Source organism: Pseudomonas sp. R11-23-07 (assembly GCF_003852295.1).
Taxonomy (GTDB): Bacteria; Pseudomonadota; Gammaproteobacteria; order Pseudomonadales; family Pseudomonadaceae; genus Aquipseudomonas.
In genome coordinates this window covers 5508646-5527941 of record NZ_CP027761.1, presented here as the reverse complement: position 1 = coordinate 5527941, position 19296 = coordinate 5508646, and the positions used below count along the sequence as shown (strand labels likewise).

Below are 19296 nucleotides of genomic sequence, written 5' to 3'. Positions count from 1 at the left end.
ACTGTTACTTTATTTCGCTTTTTACTGGCCGTTGATCCTCTCGCGCGGCTAATCTGCGCCTTTGAGAATGGAGTTTTATGATGTCTGCGCCTTCTGTTGTGATTGCCGGTTGCGGCGATGTGGGTAGTCGGCTGGCTAGCCAATTGCTGGCCGCAGGATGGGAGGTGCATGGCCTGCGCCGCGATATTTCGCGCCTTCCCGTCGGCGTGATCGGCATCGCCGGTGATCTGTTCGATAAAGCCTGTCCCGATACCTGGCCGATCGGCGGGGTGGATTACCTGGTGTACTGCGCTGCGGCCACCGACCACGATGAGGCTGGTTACCGCGCTGCCTACGTGCAGGGGTTGCAGCATGTGCTGGAGTGGCTGGGCGATTACGGCCAGACGCCCAGGCATTTGCTGTTTGTGTCCAGCAGCAGCGTATATGGGCAGCAGAATGGCGAGTGGGTCGACGAAACCTCTGAAACTCAGGCGAAGGGTTATTCCGGCCAAGTCATGCTCGAAGCCGAGCAAGTGGCACTCAATAGTGGCATCCCCGCGAGCGTCGTGCGGCTGACCGGCATTTATGGTCCAGGCCGCGAGTGGCTGCTGACACAGGTTCGGCAGGGTTATCGCGTAGCCGTCGACCCGCCTTTATATGGCAACCGGATTCACGCCGATGACGCTGCGGGCGTGTTGGCGTTTTTGTTGCGGCATGTGGAGCAGGGCGGTTCGCTGGACAAGGTGTATATCGGGGTCGACGATGCGCCGGCGCCATTGGCCGAGGTGGTGGGTTGGTTGCGCGAGTATCTGGGCGTGACGGAGTGGTCCGAGGACGCCAGTGTGCGGCGTGCGGGCAGCAAGCAGTGCAGCAATGCGCGCATCAAGGCGCTGGGCTGGAAGCCGACCTATCCGACTTATCGCGAAGGCTATGCCGCCATTTTGAAAGGTTGAACGACGGACAAAATGTGGGAGGGGGCTTGCCCCCGATAACGGTGTGTCAGCCAAAGAGAGGTTGACTGAAGAAACGCTATCGGGGGCAAGCCCCCTCCCACATTTGGATCTGTGTCGCAGCGGTTATTGTTTTTCAAGCAGCCATTGGCGCGGGCCCGGCGTGAACTGAGGCACTTCATCCGCCTGCGCGGTGTTGATCGCCTGGAAGATTTCCAGCTGCTTGCCTTTGCGCGCAAAGATCCACGGGTTGCCCACGCCATTCTCCTGCAGCCAAAGGCTGTCGTAGCCGCCGCTCATGGAGGCGCAATCCCCGGCCAGGCACAGCGAATACTGATCAGCGCCAGGCAGGCCGGCGACTTTGCCGTTGGCCTGGAACTGTACCGTGGCGCCATTACCGACACCGTCGGTGATCTTCCAGTCTCCGCCCAGGTACGCCGCATAAAGCGCCCGCTCGAAGTTGGCGCCCAGTGGCGCGCCCTCCGGAGCCGGGTCCTGGGAGCGCGTGAACAGTTGCTCAGGCTCGTTGTCGTTGGCCACCTGCAGCAGCTTTTTGCCTCTACGCTTGAGCTCGGTGGCAGAGCTGCCGTAGAAGTCCACGCTCCAGGCGCCGGGCTTTTGCGCCAGCAACTTGCCTTCCGCCACTTCAAAACCGTTGTAGTAGCGTGCCTGCAAGGCCTTGGTGTTGACCTCCCATTCGAGGTTCGGGCCAAAGGTCTGCAAGGCTTCACGCAAAGGGCCGCCCTTGGCTGCCGCATCGATGGCGGCCTGGTTGATCCAGGTACCGCTCACATCCAGATTGGCAGGGTTGCTGGCACAGCCGCCGAGCAGCAAGGCGAGCAACGAAGAGGCAATAAGCGCTTTGCGCATGACTAAATCCTTCTGAAACAAAGTCGGCGCAGCGGTTGAGGCTGCGCCGGGTGCTTTTACTCGATGACCAGAATCGCGTCCATTTCAACCTGCGCGCCCTTTGGCAGGGCAGCGACGCCGATGGCGGCGCGGGCTGGGTACGGCTGTTCGAAGTACTTGCCCATGATCTCGTTGACCTTGGCGAAGTGGCTCAGGTCGGTCAGGAAGATGTTCAGCTTGACGATGTCCTTGAACGAACCGCCAGCCGCTTCAGCCACGGACTTGAGGTTTTCGAAGACCTGTACGGTCTGTGCTTCAAAGCCTTCCACCAGTTCCATGGTCTTTGGGTCCAGCGGGATCTGGCCGGACATGTAGACGGTATTGCCCGCCTTGATCGCCTGGGAATAAGTACCGATGGCGGCCGGGGCTTTGTCACTGGTGATTACTGTCTTGGTCATGAATGACTCCTTGTAATAGGCGATGGCTTGTTTGAAGAACTACGCACGCATGCGGGTGATGCGAATCACCCCGGTCAAGGCACGCAGTTTCTTGATCACACGGGCCAGGTGCACGCGGTCGTGCACGCTGACCACCAGCTGGACCACGCTGATGCGCCCATCGCGTTCGTCCATGCTGATTTTCTCAATATTGCCGTCGGCCGCGTTGACGCTGCTGGCCAGCAGCGCGATCAAGCCACGCTGGTGCTCCAGCTCTACGCGCAGCTCGACATTGAATTCGCCGGTGACATCCTTGGCCCACGAAAGCTGGATGCATTTTTCCGGGTTGTGCCGGATTTCGCTGATATTGCGGCAGTTGTCCAGGTGCACCACCATGCCTTTGCCCGCCGACAGATGGCCGACAATCGGGTCGCCCGGGATCGGTGTGCAGCATTTGGCATAGCTGAGCACCAGGCCCTCGGTGCCGCGAATCGCCAGCGGGCCTTCGGGGCTCGGCAGCTGTTCGCCTTCGCCGAGCAGGCGGCGTGCAACCACGTAGGCCATGCGGTTGCCCAGGCCGATGTCTTCGAGCAGGTCCTCGATGGTTTCCTGGCGGTACTCGTGAAGCATCGCTTGCACGCGCTCCTGCGGGACCTTGTCCAAGGCGCTGTCAAAACCGTTGAGCACCTTGTTCAGCAGGCGTTCGCCCAGGCTGATCGATTCGGAACGCCGCTGCAGTTTCAAAGCGTGGCGGATATGCGTACGCGCCTTGCCGGTCACCACGAAGTTGAGCCAGGCTGGATTCGGCCGCGCGCCTGGGGCACTGACGATCTCCACCGTGGAGCCGCTTTGCAGCGGTTCGGACAGCGGCGCGAGACGACGATTGATCCGACAGGCGATGCAGCTGTTGCCCACGTCGGTGTGCACGGCGTAGGCAAAGTCGACCGCCGTGGAGCCTTTGGGCAGCTCCATGATCCGGCCTTTGGGCGTGAACACGTAGACCTCGTCCGGGAACAGGTCGATCTTCACGCTTTCGATGAATTCCAGGGAGTTGCCGGCACGTTGCTGCATCTCCAGCACGCCCTTGACCCACTGGCGGGCACGGGCATGGGTGCCTTTGGGCTGCTCATCGCCGCTGGATTTGTACAGCCAATGGGCAGCGATGCCGTTGTTGGCCATCTCTTCCATTTCGCGGGTGCGGATCTGGATCTCGATCGGCACGCCGTGCATACCGAACAGCGTGGTATGCAGCGACTGGTAGCCGTTGGCCTTGGGAATCGCGATGTAATCCTTGAAGCGCCCCGGCAACGGTTTGTACAAATTATGTACAGCGCCCAGTACGCGGTAGCAGGTGTCGACCTTGTCGACGATGATCCGGAACGCATACACGTCCATGATCTCGTTGAAGGCCCGACGCTTGCCGCGCATCTTCTTGTAGATGCCGTAGATGTGTTTCTGCCGTCCGCTGACTTCGCCTTCGATCTCGTCGATCGCCAGGCAATGGCTCAGGGACTCTTCGATCTTGTTGACGATTTCCTTGCGGTTGCCCCGGGCGCGCTTGACCGCCTGGTAGATGCGCGCCGAGCGCATCGGGTGCATGGCCTTGAAACCGAGGTCTTCGAACTCGATACGAATGGCATGCATGCCCAGCCGGTTGGCGATGGGCGCGTAGATTTCCAGGGTTTCCTTGGCGATTCGCCGGCGTTTTTCGCCGGAGAGCACTTCCAGCGTGCGCATGTTGTGCAGTCGGTCGGCCAGCTTGACCAGGATCACGCGGATATCGCGGGCCATGGCCATGGCCATCTTCTGGAAGTTTTCCGCCTGGGCTTCGGCCTTGGTCTCGAAGTTCATCTGGGTCAGTTTGCTGACCCCGTCGACCAGCTCGGCCACGGTTTCGCCAAATTGCGCGCTGAGCGCTTCCTTGGCGATGCCGGTGTCTTCGATCACGTCATGCAGCATCGCGGCCATCAGGCTCTGATGGTCCATGTGCATGTCGGCCAGGATATTTGCCACCGCAAGAGGATGGGTGACATACGCCTCGCCACTACGACGGCGTTGGCCGTCGTGAGCTTGCTCGGCGTAGAAATACGCTCGGCGGACCAGGTTGACCTGGTCGGGGCCGAGGTAGGCCGATAAGCGATCGGCGAGGGCGTCTATGCTCGGCAAAGTGTGAACTCCTGCCGAAGGCTGTGACCCCGCGCCGTGCTACGTCGACCAGGCATAGGCTTAGACGGCCTCGTTGGACTCGTCCTCGAACGCTGCGAACAGCGGTTCGTCTTCAACGATTTCAGCGTTGGCGATGAACTCATAGCTCATCAGGCCTTCTGCGATTTCACGCAGGGCTACAACGGTAGGCTTGTCGTTTTCCCACTGGACCAGGGGCTCTTTGCCGCCAGTGGCCAGTTGACGGGCACGCTTGGTAGAGAGCATGACCAGCTCAAAGCGGTTATCCACGTGTTCTAGGCAGTCTTCAACGGTTACGCGGGCCATGGTATTCCTCGGAGCGAATGCAAGATGCGCGCTGCCCGGTTGGGCGAGCGGACTGAGCAGTTTAAAAAATCACCAGCGTTTAGGGAAGCGCTGATTTTTCGCAGACCCTGGCAAAACCGCTGCAAGTGCCAATGTAAAGCCCTCGCAGCGGTTTTGGGAAGGGCCAATCAGCCGAGCAGTTCGGCGAGTAATTTGCCGAAACGCTGTTGTTGACGCTTTTGCTGCAGCTGGTTGGCGCGGAAAATCGCCTTTAAATCATCCAGCGCGTGGGCAAAATCGTCGTTGATGATCAGGTAGTCGTAGTCGACGTAGTGGCTCATTTCGCTGACGGCTTCACGCATGCGGCCTTCGATGATCTCGTCGCTGTCCTGGCCGCGGTTGGTCAGGCGCTGGTGCAGGGCTTCAAGCGAGGGCGGCAGGATGAAGATCGAACGCGCCTTGGGCATCAGCTGGCGCACTTGTTCGGCGCCCTGCCAGTCGATTTCCAGAATCAGGTCATGGCCTTCATCCAGCGTCTGCTGCAGATGGCTTTGCGAGGTGCCATAGAGGTTGCCGAATACTTCGGCGCGCTCCAGGAAGTCACCGTGCTCGATCATCTTGACGAACTCGGTACGCTCGACGAAGTGATAGTGCACGCCGTTCACTTCACCCGGGCGCATGGCGCGCGTGGTGTGGGAAACCGAGATGCGGATCTGCTCGTCAGCGTCGGTCAGGGCCTTGACCAAGCTGCTCTTGCCCGCGCCCGAAGGGGCGGAAATGATGTAAAGGGTGCCGGTGCTGTGGGTCATGGAGGGTGCCTTACTCAATATTCTGTACTTGTTCGCGCATTTGCTCAATCAACACTTTGAGGTTGACCGCAGCCGTGGTGCTGCGCGGATCGAACGCTTTGGAGCCCAGTGTATTGGCTTCGCGGTTGAGTTCCTGCATCAGGAAGTCCAGGCGCCGACCGGCGGCACCACCGGACTTGAGCACGCGGCGCACTTCGAGGATGTGGGTGCTCAGGCGATCGAGCTCTTCGGCGACGTCGCTCTTTTGTGCCAGCAGGACCATTTCCTGCTCCAGACGCACGGGGTCGAGGTCGGCCTTCATGTCGGCGAAGCGATCCAGGACCTTCTGGCGCTGGGTGGCGAGCATTTGCGGCACCAGCTCACGCAGGGTGACGACGTCTTCTTCGATTGAGCTCAAGCGCTCGCTGATCAACCGCGCCAGCTCGGCGCCTTCACGCTCGCGGCCGGCCTTGAGCTCCTTGAGGCCCAGGTTGAACAGGGCCAGGGCCTCGGCGTTGAGGGCTTGCGGGTCGGTGGCGTCGGCCACCAGCACGCCCGGCCAGGCCAGCACTTCCAGGGGGTTCAGCGCGGCCGGCTGTTTGATCAGGCTGGCGATGGTTTCAGCGGCGGCCACCAGTTGCGCGGCGCGGTCGCGGTCGACCTGCAAGGGTTTGCCGGTGGTTTCTTCGGTAAAGCGCAGGGTGCATTCCAGCTTGCCGCGGGAAATGCCCTGGCGCAGCGCTTCACGCACGGCGCCCTCGAGGTCGCGGAACGACTCCGGCAGGCGCAGATGCGGCTCCAGGTAGCGGCTGTTGACCGAGCGCAGTTCCCAGCTCAGGGTGCCTTGTACGCCGGCTTTTTCGACGCGGGCGAAGGCGGTCATGCTGTGCACCATGGAGGTACCTCGCGTTACAGTCCCGCAAACACGGGCTGATGGTTAAGAAGGCGCCGGATTGTAGCGCAGTGGGACGAGCGCGCCCAAACCCGACTATTCGTAACCGGATTTTAAGAAGTGCCCCGAATCGGTTGGCGGCTCTATAATGCTCGGCAGTTTTTCGTCCTCAGTACAGGTATTCCCTATGAAACGTCCAAGTGGTCGCGCTGCCGATCAGCTCCGCTCGATCCGCATCACCCGCAACTACACCAAACACGCCGAGGGATCCGTACTGGTCGAGTTTGGCGATACCAAGGTCATCTGCACCGTCAGCGTCGAGAACGGCGTGCCGCGCTTCCTCAAAGGCCAGGGCCAGGGTTGGTTGACCGCTGAATACGGCATGCTGCCGCGCGCCACCGGCGAACGTAACCAGCGTGAAGCCAGCCGTGGCAAGCAAGGCGGGCGTACCCTGGAAATCCAGCGCCTGATCGGCCGCTCCCTGCGCGCGGCCCTGGACATGACCAAGCTGGGCGACGTGACCCTGTACGTCGATTGCGACGTGATCCAGGCCGACGGCGGCACCCGCACCGCCTCGATCACCGGCGCCATGGTGGCCCTGGTTGACGCACTGAAAGTGATCAAGAAGCGTGGCGGCCTCAAAGGCGGCGACCCGCTCAAGCAAATGATCGCCGCCGTCTCGGTGGGCATGTACCAGGGCGAGCCGGTGTTGGATCTGGACTACCTGGAAGACTCGGCCGCCGAGACCGACCTGAACGTGGTCATGACCAGCACCGGTGGTTTCATCGAAGTGCAGGGCACCGCCGAAGGCGCGCCATTCCAGCCAGCTGAACTGAACGCCATGCTGGCCCTGGCGCAGAAAGGCATGAACGAAATTTTCGAACTGCAGAACGCCGCACTGGCTGACTGAGCCGGTCTCAAGGAGAAACGCCATGAATGACAACAGCCAAATGCCGGTGCCTGCGCCTTCCTATGAAGTGCGGCAGGGGGCAATGTTGTGCCATCTCGCGGCGTTTCTGGGATTCGTGTTCCCCTTCGGCAGCGTTGTGGGGCCACTGATCCTGTGGCAGATGAAGAAGGAGCAGGATGCGTTTATTGATGATCAGGGCAAGGAAGCCCTGAATTTCCAGATCACCGTCGCCATCGCCTGGATCGCTTGCATCGTGCTGGCCTTCGCAGTGATTGGTTTCTTCCTGATGATTGCCCTGGCGATTGCCACGGTGGTGCTGACCATCATCGGCAGTATCAAGGCCAACAAGGGGATCGCCTATCGCTATCCTCTGACCTGGCGTCTGGTCAAATAATAGCCATCCACAAAAAAACCGACATCGCTGTCGGTTTTTTTGTGCCTGGAAAAAGACCTCAGATGGTCAAGGTCCAGTCGTAGTCCACGATCAGTGGCGCGTGCTGCGAGAAGCGCGGCTGGCGCGGCAAGCGGGCACTGCGTACGAACCGGCGCAGACCCGGGGTCAGCAGCTGGTAGTCGAAACGCCAACCCAGGTTGAGCATTTCAGCCTGTTCGTTATCCGGCCACCAGCTGTACTGGTCGCCTTCGCGGCTGACTTCGCGCAGGGCGTCGACATAGCCCATGTTGCCGACAATCTCGTCCATCCAGGCCCGTTCCGGCGCCAGGAAGCCAGGGGATTGCTGGCTGTCGCGCCAGTTCTTGATATCCAGCTTCTGTTGCGCCACGTACAGCGAGCCACAATAAATGTACTCGCGACGTTTGCGTCGCTGTTTATCCAGATAACGGGCGAAGTCGTCCATTAGCTTGAATTTCTGGTTCAAGTCTTCATCGCCGTTCTGCCCCGAAGGAAGCAGCAAGGTCGCGATGCTGACCTTGTCGAAATCGGCTTGCAGGTAGCGCCCGTAGCGGTCGGCTGTCTCGAAGCCGAGGCCGCTGATGACCGCCTTGGGTTGCAACCGCGAGTACAAAGCCACGCCACCTTGGGTGGGTACTTCGGCATCGCAGGCATAAAGGAAGTAGCCATCCAGTTGGAAGGCTGGGTCGTCCAGTTCAAAGGCGGAGGCGCGGGTGTCCTGCAGGCAGATGACGTCGGCATTCTGTGCTTGCAGCCAACTGAGCAAACCACGCTCGACTGCAGCCTGAATACCATTAACGTTCACACTGATGATCCGCATAAATGGCCCCAAAAATCGCGTGCGTGTATGATACACGCCGTCTACCTAATTAGCTAAATCCGTGGTATCTGAGGCTTTTTTCATGCAGGCGTATCAACGCGATTTCATTCGTTTTGCCATCGATCGCGGGGTTTTGCGCTTCGGTGAGTTCACCCTCAAATCCGGGCGCACCAGTCCGTATTTCTTCAATGCTGGCCTGTTCAACTCGGGTTCGGCCCTGGCTCAACTGGGGCGTTTCTACGCGGCGGCCATTGTTGAAAGCGGTATTTCCTTCGACGTACTGTTTGGCCCGGCCTACAAGGGCATTCCCCTGGCTGCGGCTACTGCGGTGGCGCTGGCGGAACATCATGGGCAGGACCTGCCGTGGTGCTTCAACCGCAAGGAAGCCAAGGCCCACGGCGAAGGCGGCAGCCTGGTGGGTGCGCCGCTGACCGGCGATGTATTGATCATCGATGACGTGATTACGGCCGGTACGGCTATCCGTGAAGTGATGCAGATCATCGCTTCCCAGGACGGCGCCAAGGCGGCGGGTGTGCTGATCGCACTGAACCGCCAGGAGCGTGGCAACGGCGAGTTGTCGGCGATCCAGGAAGTGGAGCGTGATTTCGGCATTCCGGTGGTGAGCATTGTGTCGTTGAACCAGGTGTTGCAGTTCCTGGAAGATGATCCGCAGCTTAAGCAGCACTTGCCGGCGGTGCGGGCGTATCGCGAGCAGTTTGGCGTCTGACACAGATCTTCATGCAGGTGAGGGCTCATGTGGGAGGGGGCTTGCTCCCGATGGCGGTGTATCAGTTGATTAATTCAGCACTGACCCACCGCTATCGGGGGCAAGCCCCCTCCCACATTTGATCTTCGATGTTTTCAAGATCTATGCAAAAAAGCCCCGCTCAATCAGATTGAGCGGGGCCTTTTTGTTTTCTGAAACCTAAGAACGTTTGCGATTGCTGATCAATGTACCCACACCGGTATCGGTGAAGATTTCCAGCAGGATCGCATTTGGCACCCGGCCGTCGAGGATCAGCGAGCTGCCGACGCCGCCCTGTACAGCTTCCAGCGCGCAGCGGATTTTCGGCAGCATGCCGCCATAGATGGTGCCATCGGCGATCAGTTCGTCGACTTGTTGCGTAGTCAGGCCGGTCAACACCTTGCCTTGCTTGTCCATCAGGCCGGCGATGTTGGTCAGCAGCATCAGCTTTTCAGCTTTCAGTGCCTCTGCCACCTTGCCCGCTACCAGGTCGGCGTTGATGTTATAGGACTCGCCGTTGACGCCCACGCCGATGGGCGCGATCACCGGGATGAAGTCACCCTTGACCAGCAGGTTGAGCAGATCGGTGTTGATGCCGATCACTTCGCCCACCTGGCCGATGTCGATGATTTCCGGCTGGGTCATCTCCGGGGTCTGACGGGTCACGGTCAGTTTTTTCGCGCGGATCAGTTCCGCATCCTTGCCGGTCAGGCCGATGGCGCTGCCGCCGTGGCGGTTGATTAGGTTGACGATGTCTTTGTTGACCTGGCCACCGAGCACCATCTCCACCACGTCCATGGTCTGCGCGTCAGTGACGCGCATGCCATCGATGAAGTGACTCTCGATCGACAAGCGCTTGAGCAGGTCGCCGATTTGCGGTCCACCACCGTGGACGACAACCGGGTTGATCCCCACGGCTTTCATCATCACGATGTCGCGGGCAAAGCCGGTTTTCAGCTCGTCGCTTTCCATGGCATTGCCGCCGTACTTGATCACCAGCGTCTTGCCGACGTAGCGTCGAATGTAAGGCAACGCTTCGGACAGGACCTTGGCGGTGTTGGCAGCGGCTTCGCGTTCGAGGGTCATTCAGGGCTCCGGTAAAAAATCAGAACGGTAATTGGAGATCAGGGGCAACACGTTTCAACTGGACGTGGAAGACGTCCTTGATGCGCTGCAACTCAGCCTCGGTATCCGCCTCGAAGCGCAGCACCAGCACCGGCGTGGTGTTGGACGCGCGAACCAGGCCCCAGCCTTTGGCGTAATCGACTCGCACACCATCAATGGTGGTCAGGTTGGCGCCTTCACCCCATTGCGCATCGTGCAGTGCGTCAATGATGCTGAATTTGCTCTCCTCGGTCACATGGATATTGATCTCTGGCGTAGAAATATCGTTGGGGAAAGTCTGAAACAGCTCTTGCGCCGTGGATTTTTCCTTGCTGAGGATCTCCAGCAGGCGCGCAGCGCTGTAAATGCCGTCGTCGAAACCGAACCAGCGCTCCTTGAAGAACACGTGACCGCTCATTTCGCCGGCCAGCAAGGCGCCGGTTTCCTTCATTTTCTTTTTGATCAACGAATGTCCGGTCTTCCACATCAGCGGACGACCGCCGTATTCCTTGATCAGCGGCGTGAGGCGGCGGGTGCACTTAACGTCGAAGATGATTTCGGCGTTGGCATTGCGCGCCACCACGTCACGGGCAAACAGCATCAACAGGCGGTCCGGGTACACGATCTCGCCGGTTTCGGTCACCACCCCTACACGGTCGCCGTCGCCGTCGAAGGCCAGGCCCACGTCGGCGCCCACTTCCTTGACCTTGGCGATCAGGTCCACCAGGTTTTCAGGCTTGCCTGGGTCCGGGTGATGGTTGGGGAAGTTGCCGTCGACGTCGCAGAACAGCGGGATCACTTCACAGTTCAGGGCTTCGAGCAATTGCGGTGCGATCACGCCAGCCGCGCCGTTGCCGCAGTCCACCACCACTTTCAGGCGGCGGTCGAGCTTGACGTCGCGGGTGATTTCGTCAGAGTAGCGCTGCAGGATATCGACCTTGGTAATACTGCCGGTGCCGCTGGTCAGATCGTTGGTTTTCAGGCGCGTGTGCAGGGCCTGGATCTGTTCGTTGGCGAGGGTATCGCCGGCGATCACGATCTTGAAACCGTTGTAGTCCGACGGGTTGTGGCTGCCGGTAAGCATGACGCCGGATTTACCGGCCAGCACGTTGGCGGCGTAGTACAACGCAGGCGTGGGCACCAGCCCGACGTCGCTGACATGGCAACCGCTGTCTGCCAAGCCCTGGATCAGTTGCTCCACCAGCTCCGGGCCGGACAGGCGGCCGTCACGGCCCACCGAAACATTTGGCTCGCCCTGGGCCAGGCTCTGCGCACCGATGGCGCGGCCGATCCAGTAGGCGGTTTCGGCGGTCAGGGTTTTGGGCACCACGCCACGAATGTCGTAGGCACGAAAGATGCTGTCGGGAAAAGTCGGGGCTACACGGGCTGCGGTACTCATCGCGGGAAGAACTCCATCTGAAAGGGGGCAAGGCTGGCCTGGTGTGGCTGGCCGGCAGGCTCAAACTGAAGGGTATGACGGCGTTTTCGGCAGAGAGTTCGTGGTGTAAAAGTGCCATCGGCGCTTCGGCGGCGTGCTTATTTGTACGTAATCCTTTGATTTTATTGTAGAAAAATCGCTGATGCCGTGTGCGTATTCTTCATCCTGAAAAGCCGGGCGGTGGCGTCTGGCCGGACAATCGCATCCGGCCAGGTTCAGCTTAGTCAGTGGCTGCCGGAATGCCCGAAACCGCCGGCGCCACGCTGGGTTTCGTCGAATTCCTGCACCAGTTCGAAATGTGCCTGTACCACCGGCACCAGCACCAGTTGGGCAATACGCTCGCCGACAGCAATGTTGAACGCGGTCTGGCCGCGGTTCCAGCACGACACCATCAACTCGCCCTGGTAGTCGGAGTCGATCAGGCCCACCAGATTGCCCAGCACGATGCCGTGTTTGTGGCCCAGGCCGGAGCGCGGCAGGATCAGGGCTGCCAGGCCCGGGTCGCCGACGTAGATCGACAGGCCGGTGGGGATCAGAAGGGTCTGGCCCGGATCGAGGACAGTGTCTTGCTTGAGCATGGCGCGCAGGTCCAGGCCAGCGGAGCCTGGGGTAGCGTAGGCCGGCAGTGGAAATTCGCTACCGATGCGGGGGTCGAGGATCTTGGCTTGCAAAGCGTGCATGGATATTAAACCTGGTTCAGCCGTTGGGCGATAAAAGAGATCAGTTGGCGGGCAATCTTGCCCTTGCTGGTCTGGGCGAAAACGGTGGCGTGCAACTCGCGGTCGATCACGCTGATGGCATTTTCCTCGCTGTTGAAGCCGATGCTCGGGTTGGCGACATCATTGGCAACGATCAGATCGAGGTTTTTGTCTTTCAATTTGCGTGCGGCGTAGTCCAGTAAATGTTCGGTCTCGGCGGCAAAACCGACGCTGAACGGACGATCCGAACGGGTGGCGATGGTGGCCAGGATGTCCGGGTTGCGCACCATTTGCAGGAGCAGGCCATCACCGCTTGTAGGGTCTTTCTTGAGCTTTTGCGGCGCAACGACTTCCGGTCGGTAGTCTGCAACCGCTGCCGAGGCGATGAACAGGTCGCACGGAATGGCAGCCTCACAGGCCGCCAGCATGTCCCGGGCGCTGACTACGTCGATTCGCGTCACCCGATCAGGCGTCGGCAGATGCACCGGGCCGGTGATCAGGGTGACACGTGCGCCTGCCTCAACCGCAGCTTCAGCCAGGGCAAAGCCCATTTTTCCTGAGCTATGGTTGGTGATGTAGCGCACTGGGTCGATGTTTTCCTGGGTCGGGCCAGCGGTGATCAGTACATGTTTGCCGGTCAGGGCCAGGTGCTGGAAGCACTCGGCAGCGCACAGCGCCAGGTCGGTGGCCTCGAGCATGCGGCCCATGCCGACGTCGCCGCAGGCCTGGCTGCCGGACGCCGGGCCGAAGACCTTGAGGCCACGGCTTTGCAAAAGCTGGGTGTTGGCCTGGGTGGCCGGGTCGCGCCACATGGCCTGGTTCATCGCCGGGGCGATGGCGACGGTGGCGTCGGTGGCCAGTACCAGGGTGGTCAGCAGGTCATCGGCGATGCCCTGGGCCAGGCGCGCGATCAGGTCGGCGGTGGCCGGCGCGATCAGTACAAGGTCGGCCCATTTGGCCAGTTCGATATGGCCCATGGCGGCTTCGGCCGCCGGGTCCAGCAGGTCCAGGTGAACCGGGTGGCCGGACAAGGCCTGCATGGTCAGCGGGGTGATGAACTCACTGCCACCACGGGTCATGACCACGCGCACTTCGGCGCCTTGGTCCAGGAGCCTGCGAACCAGCTCTGCGCTCTTGTAGGCGGCAATGCCGCCGCCGACGCCGAGAACGATGCGTTTCCGATACAGACGCTGCATTGGTTTGCCTTTCCAGTTCAGTGAAGCCAGTTCAGTGACGCCTGCGATGACCCCTCCCCAGGTGAAATCGCATGCAAAAAAGAGGGCCTACGATAACACAGCGTCCGTCTGGCAACAGCGGCGCATGCGGCGTACATCATGGAGAGGAGGTGGGATGAGTATTCGCGATTGGCCTGCTGCCGAGCGGCCGCGAGAGAAGCTTTTGGAGTGGGGCGCGGCCAGTCTGTCCGATGCCGAATTGCTGGCGATCTTCCTGCGCACCGGAGTGTCTGGCAGGAGTGCGGTGGACCTGGCGCGCCATTTATTGGCGCAATTCGGTGGCCTGCGCCCGCTGCTGGAAGCCAGCCAGGCGTTGTTCAATCAGCAGGCGGGCCTGGGGCCGGCGAAGTTTGCCCAGTTGCAGGCGGTGCTGGAAATGTCCCGGCGCCATATGGCCGAGCGCCTGCGCAACGATTCGGTGCTGGAGAGTCCGCTGGCCGTGCGCGAATACCTCAAGGCGCTGCTGCGTCATGAAACTCACGAGGTGTTTGGCTGCCTGTTTCTCGACTCCAAACATCGGGTGCTGGGTTTCGAAGCGCTGTCCCAGGGCACTATCGATACCGCTGTGGTCTATCCCCGGCAAGTGGTCAAGCGCGCGCTGGCGTACAACGCGGCGGCATTGATCCTGTGCCACAACCATCCTTCGGGAAGCGCGGATCCAAGCGCCGCTGATCGAAAGTTGACCAAAATTCTCCAGAAGGCCCTGGAAATGGTGGACGTGCGGGTGCTGGATCACATCATCGTGGGTGATGGTGATCCATTGTCGATGGCGGAATATGGATGGATGTAGAGGGGCAGCTGCAAGCCACAAATCGGCTTGCAGCTTGCAGCTTGCAGCTTAAGGCTTGACGCTGACTTTGGAATAATCCTGGCGACCAAACGGACTCACCTGGTAGCCGTCGACATTTTTGCGTGTCAGGGCAAACGCCATGGGGTGCGCCAAGGGCAGCCACAGGGCCTGCTGCTGGATCTGCGCCTGCGCCTGCTGGTAAAGCTTGCTGCGCACGCCTTGTTCGCTGGTGGTCTTGCCAGCGCTGATCAGCTTGTCCAGCGCAGGGTCGCAGTAGCGGGCGAAGTTGGTGCCGGACTTGACTGCCGCGCAGGAAAATTGCGGGGTGAGGAAGTTATCCGGGTCGCCATTGTCACCGGCCCAGCCCATGAAGAGCAGGTCATGCTCGCCGGCTTTGGCGCGGCGAATCAACTCGCCCCATTCGATCACACGGATGTCGGCCTGGATGCCGACCTTGGCCAGGTCGGCCTGCAACAGTTGAGCGCCAAGATTTGGGTTGGGGTTCAACAGGCTGCCGGTCGGGCGGGTCCAGATAGTGGTCTTGAAGCCATCCTTGAGGCCGGCGCGGTTGAGCAGCGCCTTGGCTTTGGCCAGGTCCTGTGGGTAACCCGACAGCTCTTTGGCGTAGCTCCAGGTATTGGGTGGGTAAACACCGTTGGCCGCTTCGGCGGTGCCTTCGAATACGGCCTTGAGGTAGCTGCCTTTGTCGAAGGCCAGGTTGATCGCCTGGCGTACTTCGGGCTTGTCCAGCGGCGGATGCTGGCTGTTGATGGCGACGAACGCGGTCATGAAGGCTGCGGTTTTTTCCACCTTCAGGGCCGGGTCTTTTTCGGCCTCGCCCACATCCAGGGGTTTGGGCGACAGGGCGATCTGGCATTCATCGCGATGCAGTTTCTGCAGGCGCACATTGGCATCCGGCGTGATCGCGAAGATCAGGTTGTCCACCGTCGGTTTGCCGGCGAAGTAGTCCGGGTTGGCCTTGTAGCGCACCACCGCATCCTTCTGGAATCGCACAAAAACGAAGGGCCCGGTACCAATGGGCTGGCTGTTGAGTTTTTCCGGGGTGCCGGCCTTGAGCAGTTTTTCGGCATATTCGGCCGGGTAGATCGAGGCAAAGCCCATGCTCAATGCGGCAAGAAACGTGGAATCGGCGTGATCGAGGGTGAAGCGCACGGTCAGCGGGTCGAGTGCGTCGATCTTCTTGATCAGCGTGGGCAATTGCAGGGATTGCGCGTGAGGAAAGCCGCTCTGGGCGATCTTGTGCCACGGGTTGGCTGGGTCGAGCATGCGTTCGAAGCTGAAGCGCACATCTTCGGCGGTCAGGGTACGGCTCGGGGTGAAATACTCGGTGCGATGGAATTTCACGTTCGGGTGCAGCTTGAAGGTGTACGTCAGGCCGTCTGGCGAGACGTCCCAACTGTCCGCCAGACTCGGCACCAGTTTTGCGCCGGTTGCGTCGTAGTCCACCAGACGGTTCATCAGCACATCCGCCGAGGCGTTGGTGGTGGTCAACGAGTTGTACTGCACCACGTCGAACCCTTCGGGGCTGGCCTCGGTGCAAACGCTCAGATTGGTGGCGGCAACGGCCATCGTCGGCGCGATCAAGAGGGGGGCTAGCAATAGCGGTAGGGCAGCGAGGCGCATATTAGGTTTCCTGTGCAAATCGAAGGCCCATCTGCAAGTGCAGTCTGGAAAAGGCCTACCGTAGTGGCCTGTTGGTTAAATGACTAGCCTATTTTTGCCTGTGCTTTTGGCTCAAATGCTGTTTTGATGGCGCCTCAGCGCGTTTCACCTTGCAGGTCCGAGTACTTGCGGGCGCTGAAAATCATTCTGTGCGACGAGCGGTCGGCTGTTGTAGCGGCCCCTCCTGGCAACGGTTCAGGCGCCAATAGCCGAGATTTACCCAGGTAAAAACACACTCGCTGTTGTTGCACCTGGGTCTTTCTGGTATAAAGCAGCGCTCTTTTCTAGGGGCCCGGTTCCTTCGCTTGTAGGTGTAGCCGGTAAGACCCTAAAGAAACGCGGCGCCTGGCGCCAAATGACTGAGAGATTAAGCGGCCAACCCATGCCGGGTTGGGCATGTGGTTTTAGAGGGCTGAGGCATGTCGAGAGTCTGTCAAGTTACCGGTAAGGGTCCGGTGACTGGGAATAACATTTCCCACGCAAATAACAAAACCCGTCGTCGTTTCCTGCCGAACCTGCAGCATCACCGCTTCTGGGTTGAAGAAGAGAAACGTTTTGTTCGCCTGCGTGTATCTGCCAAAGGCATGCGTATCATCGACAAGCGTGGCATCACTGTCGTGCTGGCCGAAATCCGCGCCGCCGGCAAGATCTAAGGAGCTCTATCATGCGTGAATTGATTCGAATGATCTCTAGCGCCGGTACTGGTCACTTCTACACTACCGACAAGAACAAGCGTACTACCCCGGACAAGCTCGAAAAGAAAATGTTCGACCCGCGCGTTCGCAAGCACGTGATCTACAAAGAAGGCAAAATCAAGTAATTGATTTCCTTCCTTGTGAAAAAAAGCCCGTATCTCACGATACGGGCTTTTTTTTGCCTGCGATGATCGTTCCCACGCTCTGCGTGGTAACGCCGCCTCGGACGCTCCGCGTCCCGCTGTTCACTGATCAGGCTTTCTGTTCGAACACCACATAGATCTTGCGGCACGCTTGCAGTACTTCCCAGGTGCCGCTGAAGCCGGCCGGGATCACGAAGCGGTCGCCGGCGCGCAAGGTTTTGGCATTTCCCTCGGCATCGCGCAGTACGGACACCCCCTGCACGATCTCGCAGTATTCATGTTCGGTGTAATTGACTGTCCACTGCCCGACTTCGCCTTCCCAGACGCCTGCGTTCATTTGTCCGCATGGGCTGTTGTAGTGGTTGTAGATCGTCTGTTCGGGATCGCCCTTGAGGATTTTTTCGGCGGCAGGGCGATAGCGTTCGGGGGCGGTGTTGGCTTGGCTGAAATCAACGATGTCCTGGATGCTCATGGGCTTATCCCGTCGGGCCTGCGGTTGGAAAGCTCAAAGTCTATGTTTATTAAAATGAACATCGCAAGGGCGTTTTCCGCGGTTATGTCAAATATATTGAAACTTCCCCAGTCGCTGGTTTAGGGTGGCAAGTGCCTTGAGCCGAACAGCAGGCTGGCCAGGCAAGAATTCGTGGAGGCGCCGGGATCAAATCTCCCAGGCCCTTGTATCCAAATAAGAGGAGGACACTTGCATGACCACCCTGACCCGTGCCGACTGGGAACAACGCGCCAAGGACCTGAAGATCGAAGGCCGCGCCTACATCAATGGCGAATACACCGCCGCCGCTTCCGGTGACACCTTCGAGTGCATCAGCCCGGTCGATGGCCGTTTGCTCGCCACCGTAGCCAGCTGTGACGCCGCCGACGCCCAGCGCGCCGTGGAAAATGCCCGTGCCACCTTCAATTCCGGTGTCTGGTCGCGCCTGGCGCCGGCCAAGCGCAAGTCCGTCATGATCCGTTTCGCTGCGCTGCTCAAGGCCAATGCCGAAGAGCTGGCCCTGCTTGAAACCCTGGACATGGGCAAGCCGATCAGCGACTCCCTGAACATCGACGTACCCGGCGCGGCGCAGGCGCTGAGCTGGAGCGGCGAGGCCATCGACAAGATCTACGATGAAGTGGCGGCCACTCCCCATGACCAACTGGGTCTGGTGACCCGTGAGCCCGTGGGCGTGGTCGGTGCGATCGTGCCGTGGAACTTCCCGCTGATGATGGCCTGCTGGAAACTCGGCCCGGCGCTGTCGACCGGTAACTCGGTCATCCTCAAGCCGTCCGAAAAGTCTCCGCTGACCGCCATCCGCATCGCTGCCCTGGCCGTTGAAGCCGGCATTCCAAAAGGCGTGTTCAACGTGCTGCCAGGCTACGGCCACACCGTGGGTAACGCGCTGGCGGTGCACATGGACGTGGATACCCTGGTGTTTACCGGTTCCACCAAAATCGCCAAGCAGCTGTTGATCCGTTCCGGCGAATCGAACATGAAGCGCGTGTGGCTGGAAGCCGGCGGCAAGAGCCCGAACATCGTGTTTGCCGATGCGCCGAACCTGCAAACCGCCGCCGAGTCCGCCGCCAGTGCCATTGCTTTCAACCAGGGCGAAGTCTGCACCGCCGGTTCGCGCCTGCTGGTGGAACGTTCGATCAAGGACACTTTCCTGCCGCTGGTGATCGAGGCGCTCAAGGTGTGGAAGCCAGGTAACCCACTGGACCCTGCCACCAACGTGGGCGCGCTGGTGGACACCCAGCAGATGAACAACGTGCTGTCGTACATCGAATCGGGCCATGCCGATGGCGCCAAGCTGGTCGCCGGTGGCAAGCGCACCCTGGAAGAAACCGGTGGCACTTACGTCGAGCCGACCATTTTCGACGGCGTGACCAACGCCATGAAGATTGCCCAGGAAGAGATCTTCGGCCCGGTCCTGTCGGTGATCACGTTCGACAGCGCCGAAGAAGCCATCGCCATCGCCAACGACACCCAATATGGCCTGGCCGCAGCGGTGTGGACGGCGGATATCTCCAAGGCCCATCTGACCGCCAAGGCTCTGCGTGCGGGCAGTGTGTGGGTCAACCAGTACGATGGCGGCGACATGACCGCACCGTTCGGTGGCTTCAAACAGTCGGGTAACGGTCGCGATAAATCGCTACATGCGTTCGACAAATACACCGAGCTGAAGGCGACCTGGATCAAGCTCTAACAAATGTGGGAGGGGGCTTGCTCCCGATAGCTTAGTGTCAGTCGCTGCATCTGGTGACTGA

General features: G+C 60.1%; 20 protein-coding genes and 1 pseudogene. 8 read left to right on the top strand and 13 right to left on the bottom strand.

What is annotated here, in order from left to right; genetic code table 11:
* Positions 1-80: 80 nt before the first annotated feature.
* Positions 81-932: an SDR family oxidoreductase gene (locus C4J84_RS25495; RefSeq protein WP_124372288.1), complete on the top strand. Its 852-nt coding sequence runs from the start codon at positions 81-83 to the stop codon at positions 930-932.
* Positions 933-1055: 123 nt separating this feature from the next.
* On the opposite strand, the gene C4J84_RS25490 is transcribed toward C4J84_RS25495, so the two are convergent.
* The 6 genes from C4J84_RS25490 to C4J84_RS25465 form a co-directional block, all read right to left on the bottom strand.
* Positions 1056-1799, bottom strand: coding sequence for a hypothetical protein (locus C4J84_RS25490; RefSeq protein ID WP_124372287.1), 744 nt, complete (start codon positions 1797-1799; stop codon positions 1056-1058).
* A 56-nt stretch (positions 1800-1855) separates the two neighbouring features.
* Positions 1856-2236: a RidA family protein gene (locus C4J84_RS25485; RefSeq protein WP_003176922.1), complete on the bottom strand. Its 381-nt coding sequence runs from the start codon at positions 2234-2236 to the stop codon at positions 1856-1858.
* 39 nt (positions 2237-2275) lie between these two features.
* Positions 2276-4381 carry a bifunctional GTP diphosphokinase/guanosine-3',5'-bis pyrophosphate 3'-pyrophosphohydrolase gene (spoT, locus tag C4J84_RS25480; protein ID WP_124364979.1) on the bottom strand — a complete coding sequence of 702 codons (2106 nt, stop codon included), beginning with the start codon at positions 4379-4381 and terminating at the stop codon, positions 2276-2278.
* A 60-nt stretch (positions 4382-4441) separates the two neighbouring features.
* Complete coding sequence (gene rpoZ, locus C4J84_RS25475; protein WP_003176920.1) at positions 4442-4705, bottom strand: DNA-directed RNA polymerase subunit omega; 264 nt, start codon at positions 4703-4705, stop codon at positions 4442-4444.
* A gap of 167 nt (positions 4706-4872) precedes the next feature.
* A complete protein-coding gene (gmk, locus tag C4J84_RS25470) occupies positions 4873-5493 on the bottom strand; it encodes a guanylate kinase (RefSeq protein WP_003213284.1) in 621 nt (206 codons plus the stop codon).
* A 10-nt stretch (positions 5494-5503) separates the two neighbouring features.
* On the bottom strand, positions 5504-6367 hold the full coding sequence (locus tag C4J84_RS25465; protein ID WP_124372286.1) for a YicC/YloC family endoribonuclease: 864 nt from the start codon (positions 6365-6367) through the stop codon (positions 5504-5506).
* A gap of 184 nt (positions 6368-6551) precedes the next feature.
* Between C4J84_RS25465 and rph the strand changes: the two genes are divergently transcribed.
* Together rph and C4J84_RS25455 are read left to right on the top strand one after the other, a co-directional pair.
* Positions 6552-7274 carry a ribonuclease PH gene (gene rph / locus C4J84_RS25460; protein WP_124368821.1) on the top strand — a complete coding sequence of 241 codons (723 nt, stop codon included), beginning with the start codon at positions 6552-6554 and terminating at the stop codon, positions 7272-7274.
* A gap of 22 nt (positions 7275-7296) precedes the next feature.
* Entirely contained in the window at positions 7297-7668 is a 372-nt protein-coding gene (locus tag C4J84_RS25455; protein WP_124364976.1) for a DUF4870 domain-containing protein, read from the top strand.
* A gap of 58 nt (positions 7669-7726) precedes the next feature.
* Here C4J84_RS25455 and C4J84_RS25450 read toward each other — a convergent pair whose 3' ends face one another.
* The gene (locus tag C4J84_RS25450; RefSeq protein ID WP_003195493.1) at positions 7727-8506 is read right to left on the bottom strand and encodes an exodeoxyribonuclease III; all 780 of its coding nucleotides are present in this window, start codon (positions 8504-8506) and stop codon (positions 7727-7729) included.
* An 82-nt stretch (positions 8507-8588) separates the two neighbouring features.
* On the opposite strand from C4J84_RS25450, the gene pyrE reads away from it, so the two are divergent.
* Positions 8589-9233, top strand: a complete 645-nt coding sequence (gene pyrE, locus C4J84_RS25445) for an orotate phosphoribosyltransferase (RefSeq protein WP_003195489.1) — start codon at positions 8589-8591, stop codon at positions 9231-9233.
* Positions 9234-9431: 198 nt separating this feature from the next.
* Here pyrE and argB read toward each other — a convergent pair whose 3' ends face one another.
* From argB to coaBC, 4 genes and pseudogenes are all read right to left on the bottom strand, one after another.
* Complete coding sequence (argB, locus tag C4J84_RS25440; protein ID WP_124372285.1) at positions 9432-10337, bottom strand: acetylglutamate kinase; 906 nt, start codon at positions 10335-10337, stop codon at positions 9432-9434.
* Between the two features lie 19 nt (positions 10338-10356).
* A pseudogene (locus tag C4J84_RS25435) lies at positions 10357-11760 on the bottom strand (phosphomannomutase/phosphoglucomutase); the annotation flags it as partial.
* Between the two features lie 257 nt (positions 11761-12017).
* Positions 12018-12473: a dUTP diphosphatase gene (gene dut / locus C4J84_RS25425; protein ID WP_124372284.1), complete on the bottom strand. Its 456-nt coding sequence runs from the start codon at positions 12471-12473 to the stop codon at positions 12018-12020.
* Positions 12474-12478: 5 nt separating this feature from the next.
* Positions 12479-13687, bottom strand: coding sequence for a bifunctional phosphopantothenoylcysteine decarboxylase/phosphopantothenate--cysteine ligase CoaBC (coaBC, locus tag C4J84_RS25420; protein WP_124372283.1), 1209 nt, complete (start codon positions 13685-13687; stop codon positions 12479-12481).
* Positions 13688-13841: 154 nt separating this feature from the next.
* Here coaBC and radC point away from each other — a divergent pair, with 154 nt between their 5' ends.
* Positions 13842-14516 carry a DNA repair protein RadC gene (radC, locus tag C4J84_RS25415; RefSeq protein WP_124436264.1) on the top strand — a complete coding sequence of 225 codons (675 nt, stop codon included), beginning with the start codon at positions 13842-13844 and terminating at the stop codon, positions 14514-14516.
* A gap of 48 nt (positions 14517-14564) precedes the next feature.
* Here the strand turns inward: radC and C4J84_RS25410 are convergent, their stop codons facing one another.
* Complete coding sequence (locus C4J84_RS25410; RefSeq protein WP_124372281.1) at positions 14565-16160, bottom strand: ABC transporter substrate-binding protein; 1596 nt, start codon at positions 16158-16160, stop codon at positions 14565-14567.
* 458 nt (positions 16161-16618) lie between these two features.
* On the opposite strand from C4J84_RS25410, the gene rpmB reads away from it, so the two are divergent.
* Both rpmB and rpmG read left to right on the top strand, forming a co-directional pair.
* Positions 16619-16852, top strand: coding sequence for a 50S ribosomal protein L28 (rpmB, locus tag C4J84_RS25405; RefSeq protein ID WP_003176907.1), 234 nt, complete (start codon positions 16619-16621; stop codon positions 16850-16852).
* A gap of 11 nt (positions 16853-16863) precedes the next feature.
* Positions 16864-17019, top strand: a complete 156-nt coding sequence (gene rpmG / locus C4J84_RS25400) for a 50S ribosomal protein L33 (RefSeq protein ID WP_003176906.1) — start codon at positions 16864-16866, stop codon at positions 17017-17019.
* Positions 17020-17146: 127 nt separating this feature from the next.
* Here rpmG and C4J84_RS25395 read toward each other — a convergent pair whose 3' ends face one another.
* A complete protein-coding gene (locus tag C4J84_RS25395; RefSeq protein WP_124372280.1) occupies positions 17147-17509 on the bottom strand; it encodes a cupin domain-containing protein in 363 nt (120 codons plus the stop codon).
* Between the two features lie 232 nt (positions 17510-17741).
* On the opposite strand from C4J84_RS25395, the gene C4J84_RS25390 reads away from it, so the two are divergent.
* Positions 17742-19235 carry an aldehyde dehydrogenase gene (locus C4J84_RS25390; protein ID WP_124372279.1) on the top strand — a complete coding sequence of 498 codons (1494 nt, stop codon included), beginning with the start codon at positions 17742-17744 and terminating at the stop codon, positions 19233-19235.
* Positions 19236-19296: the final 61 nt, after the last annotated feature.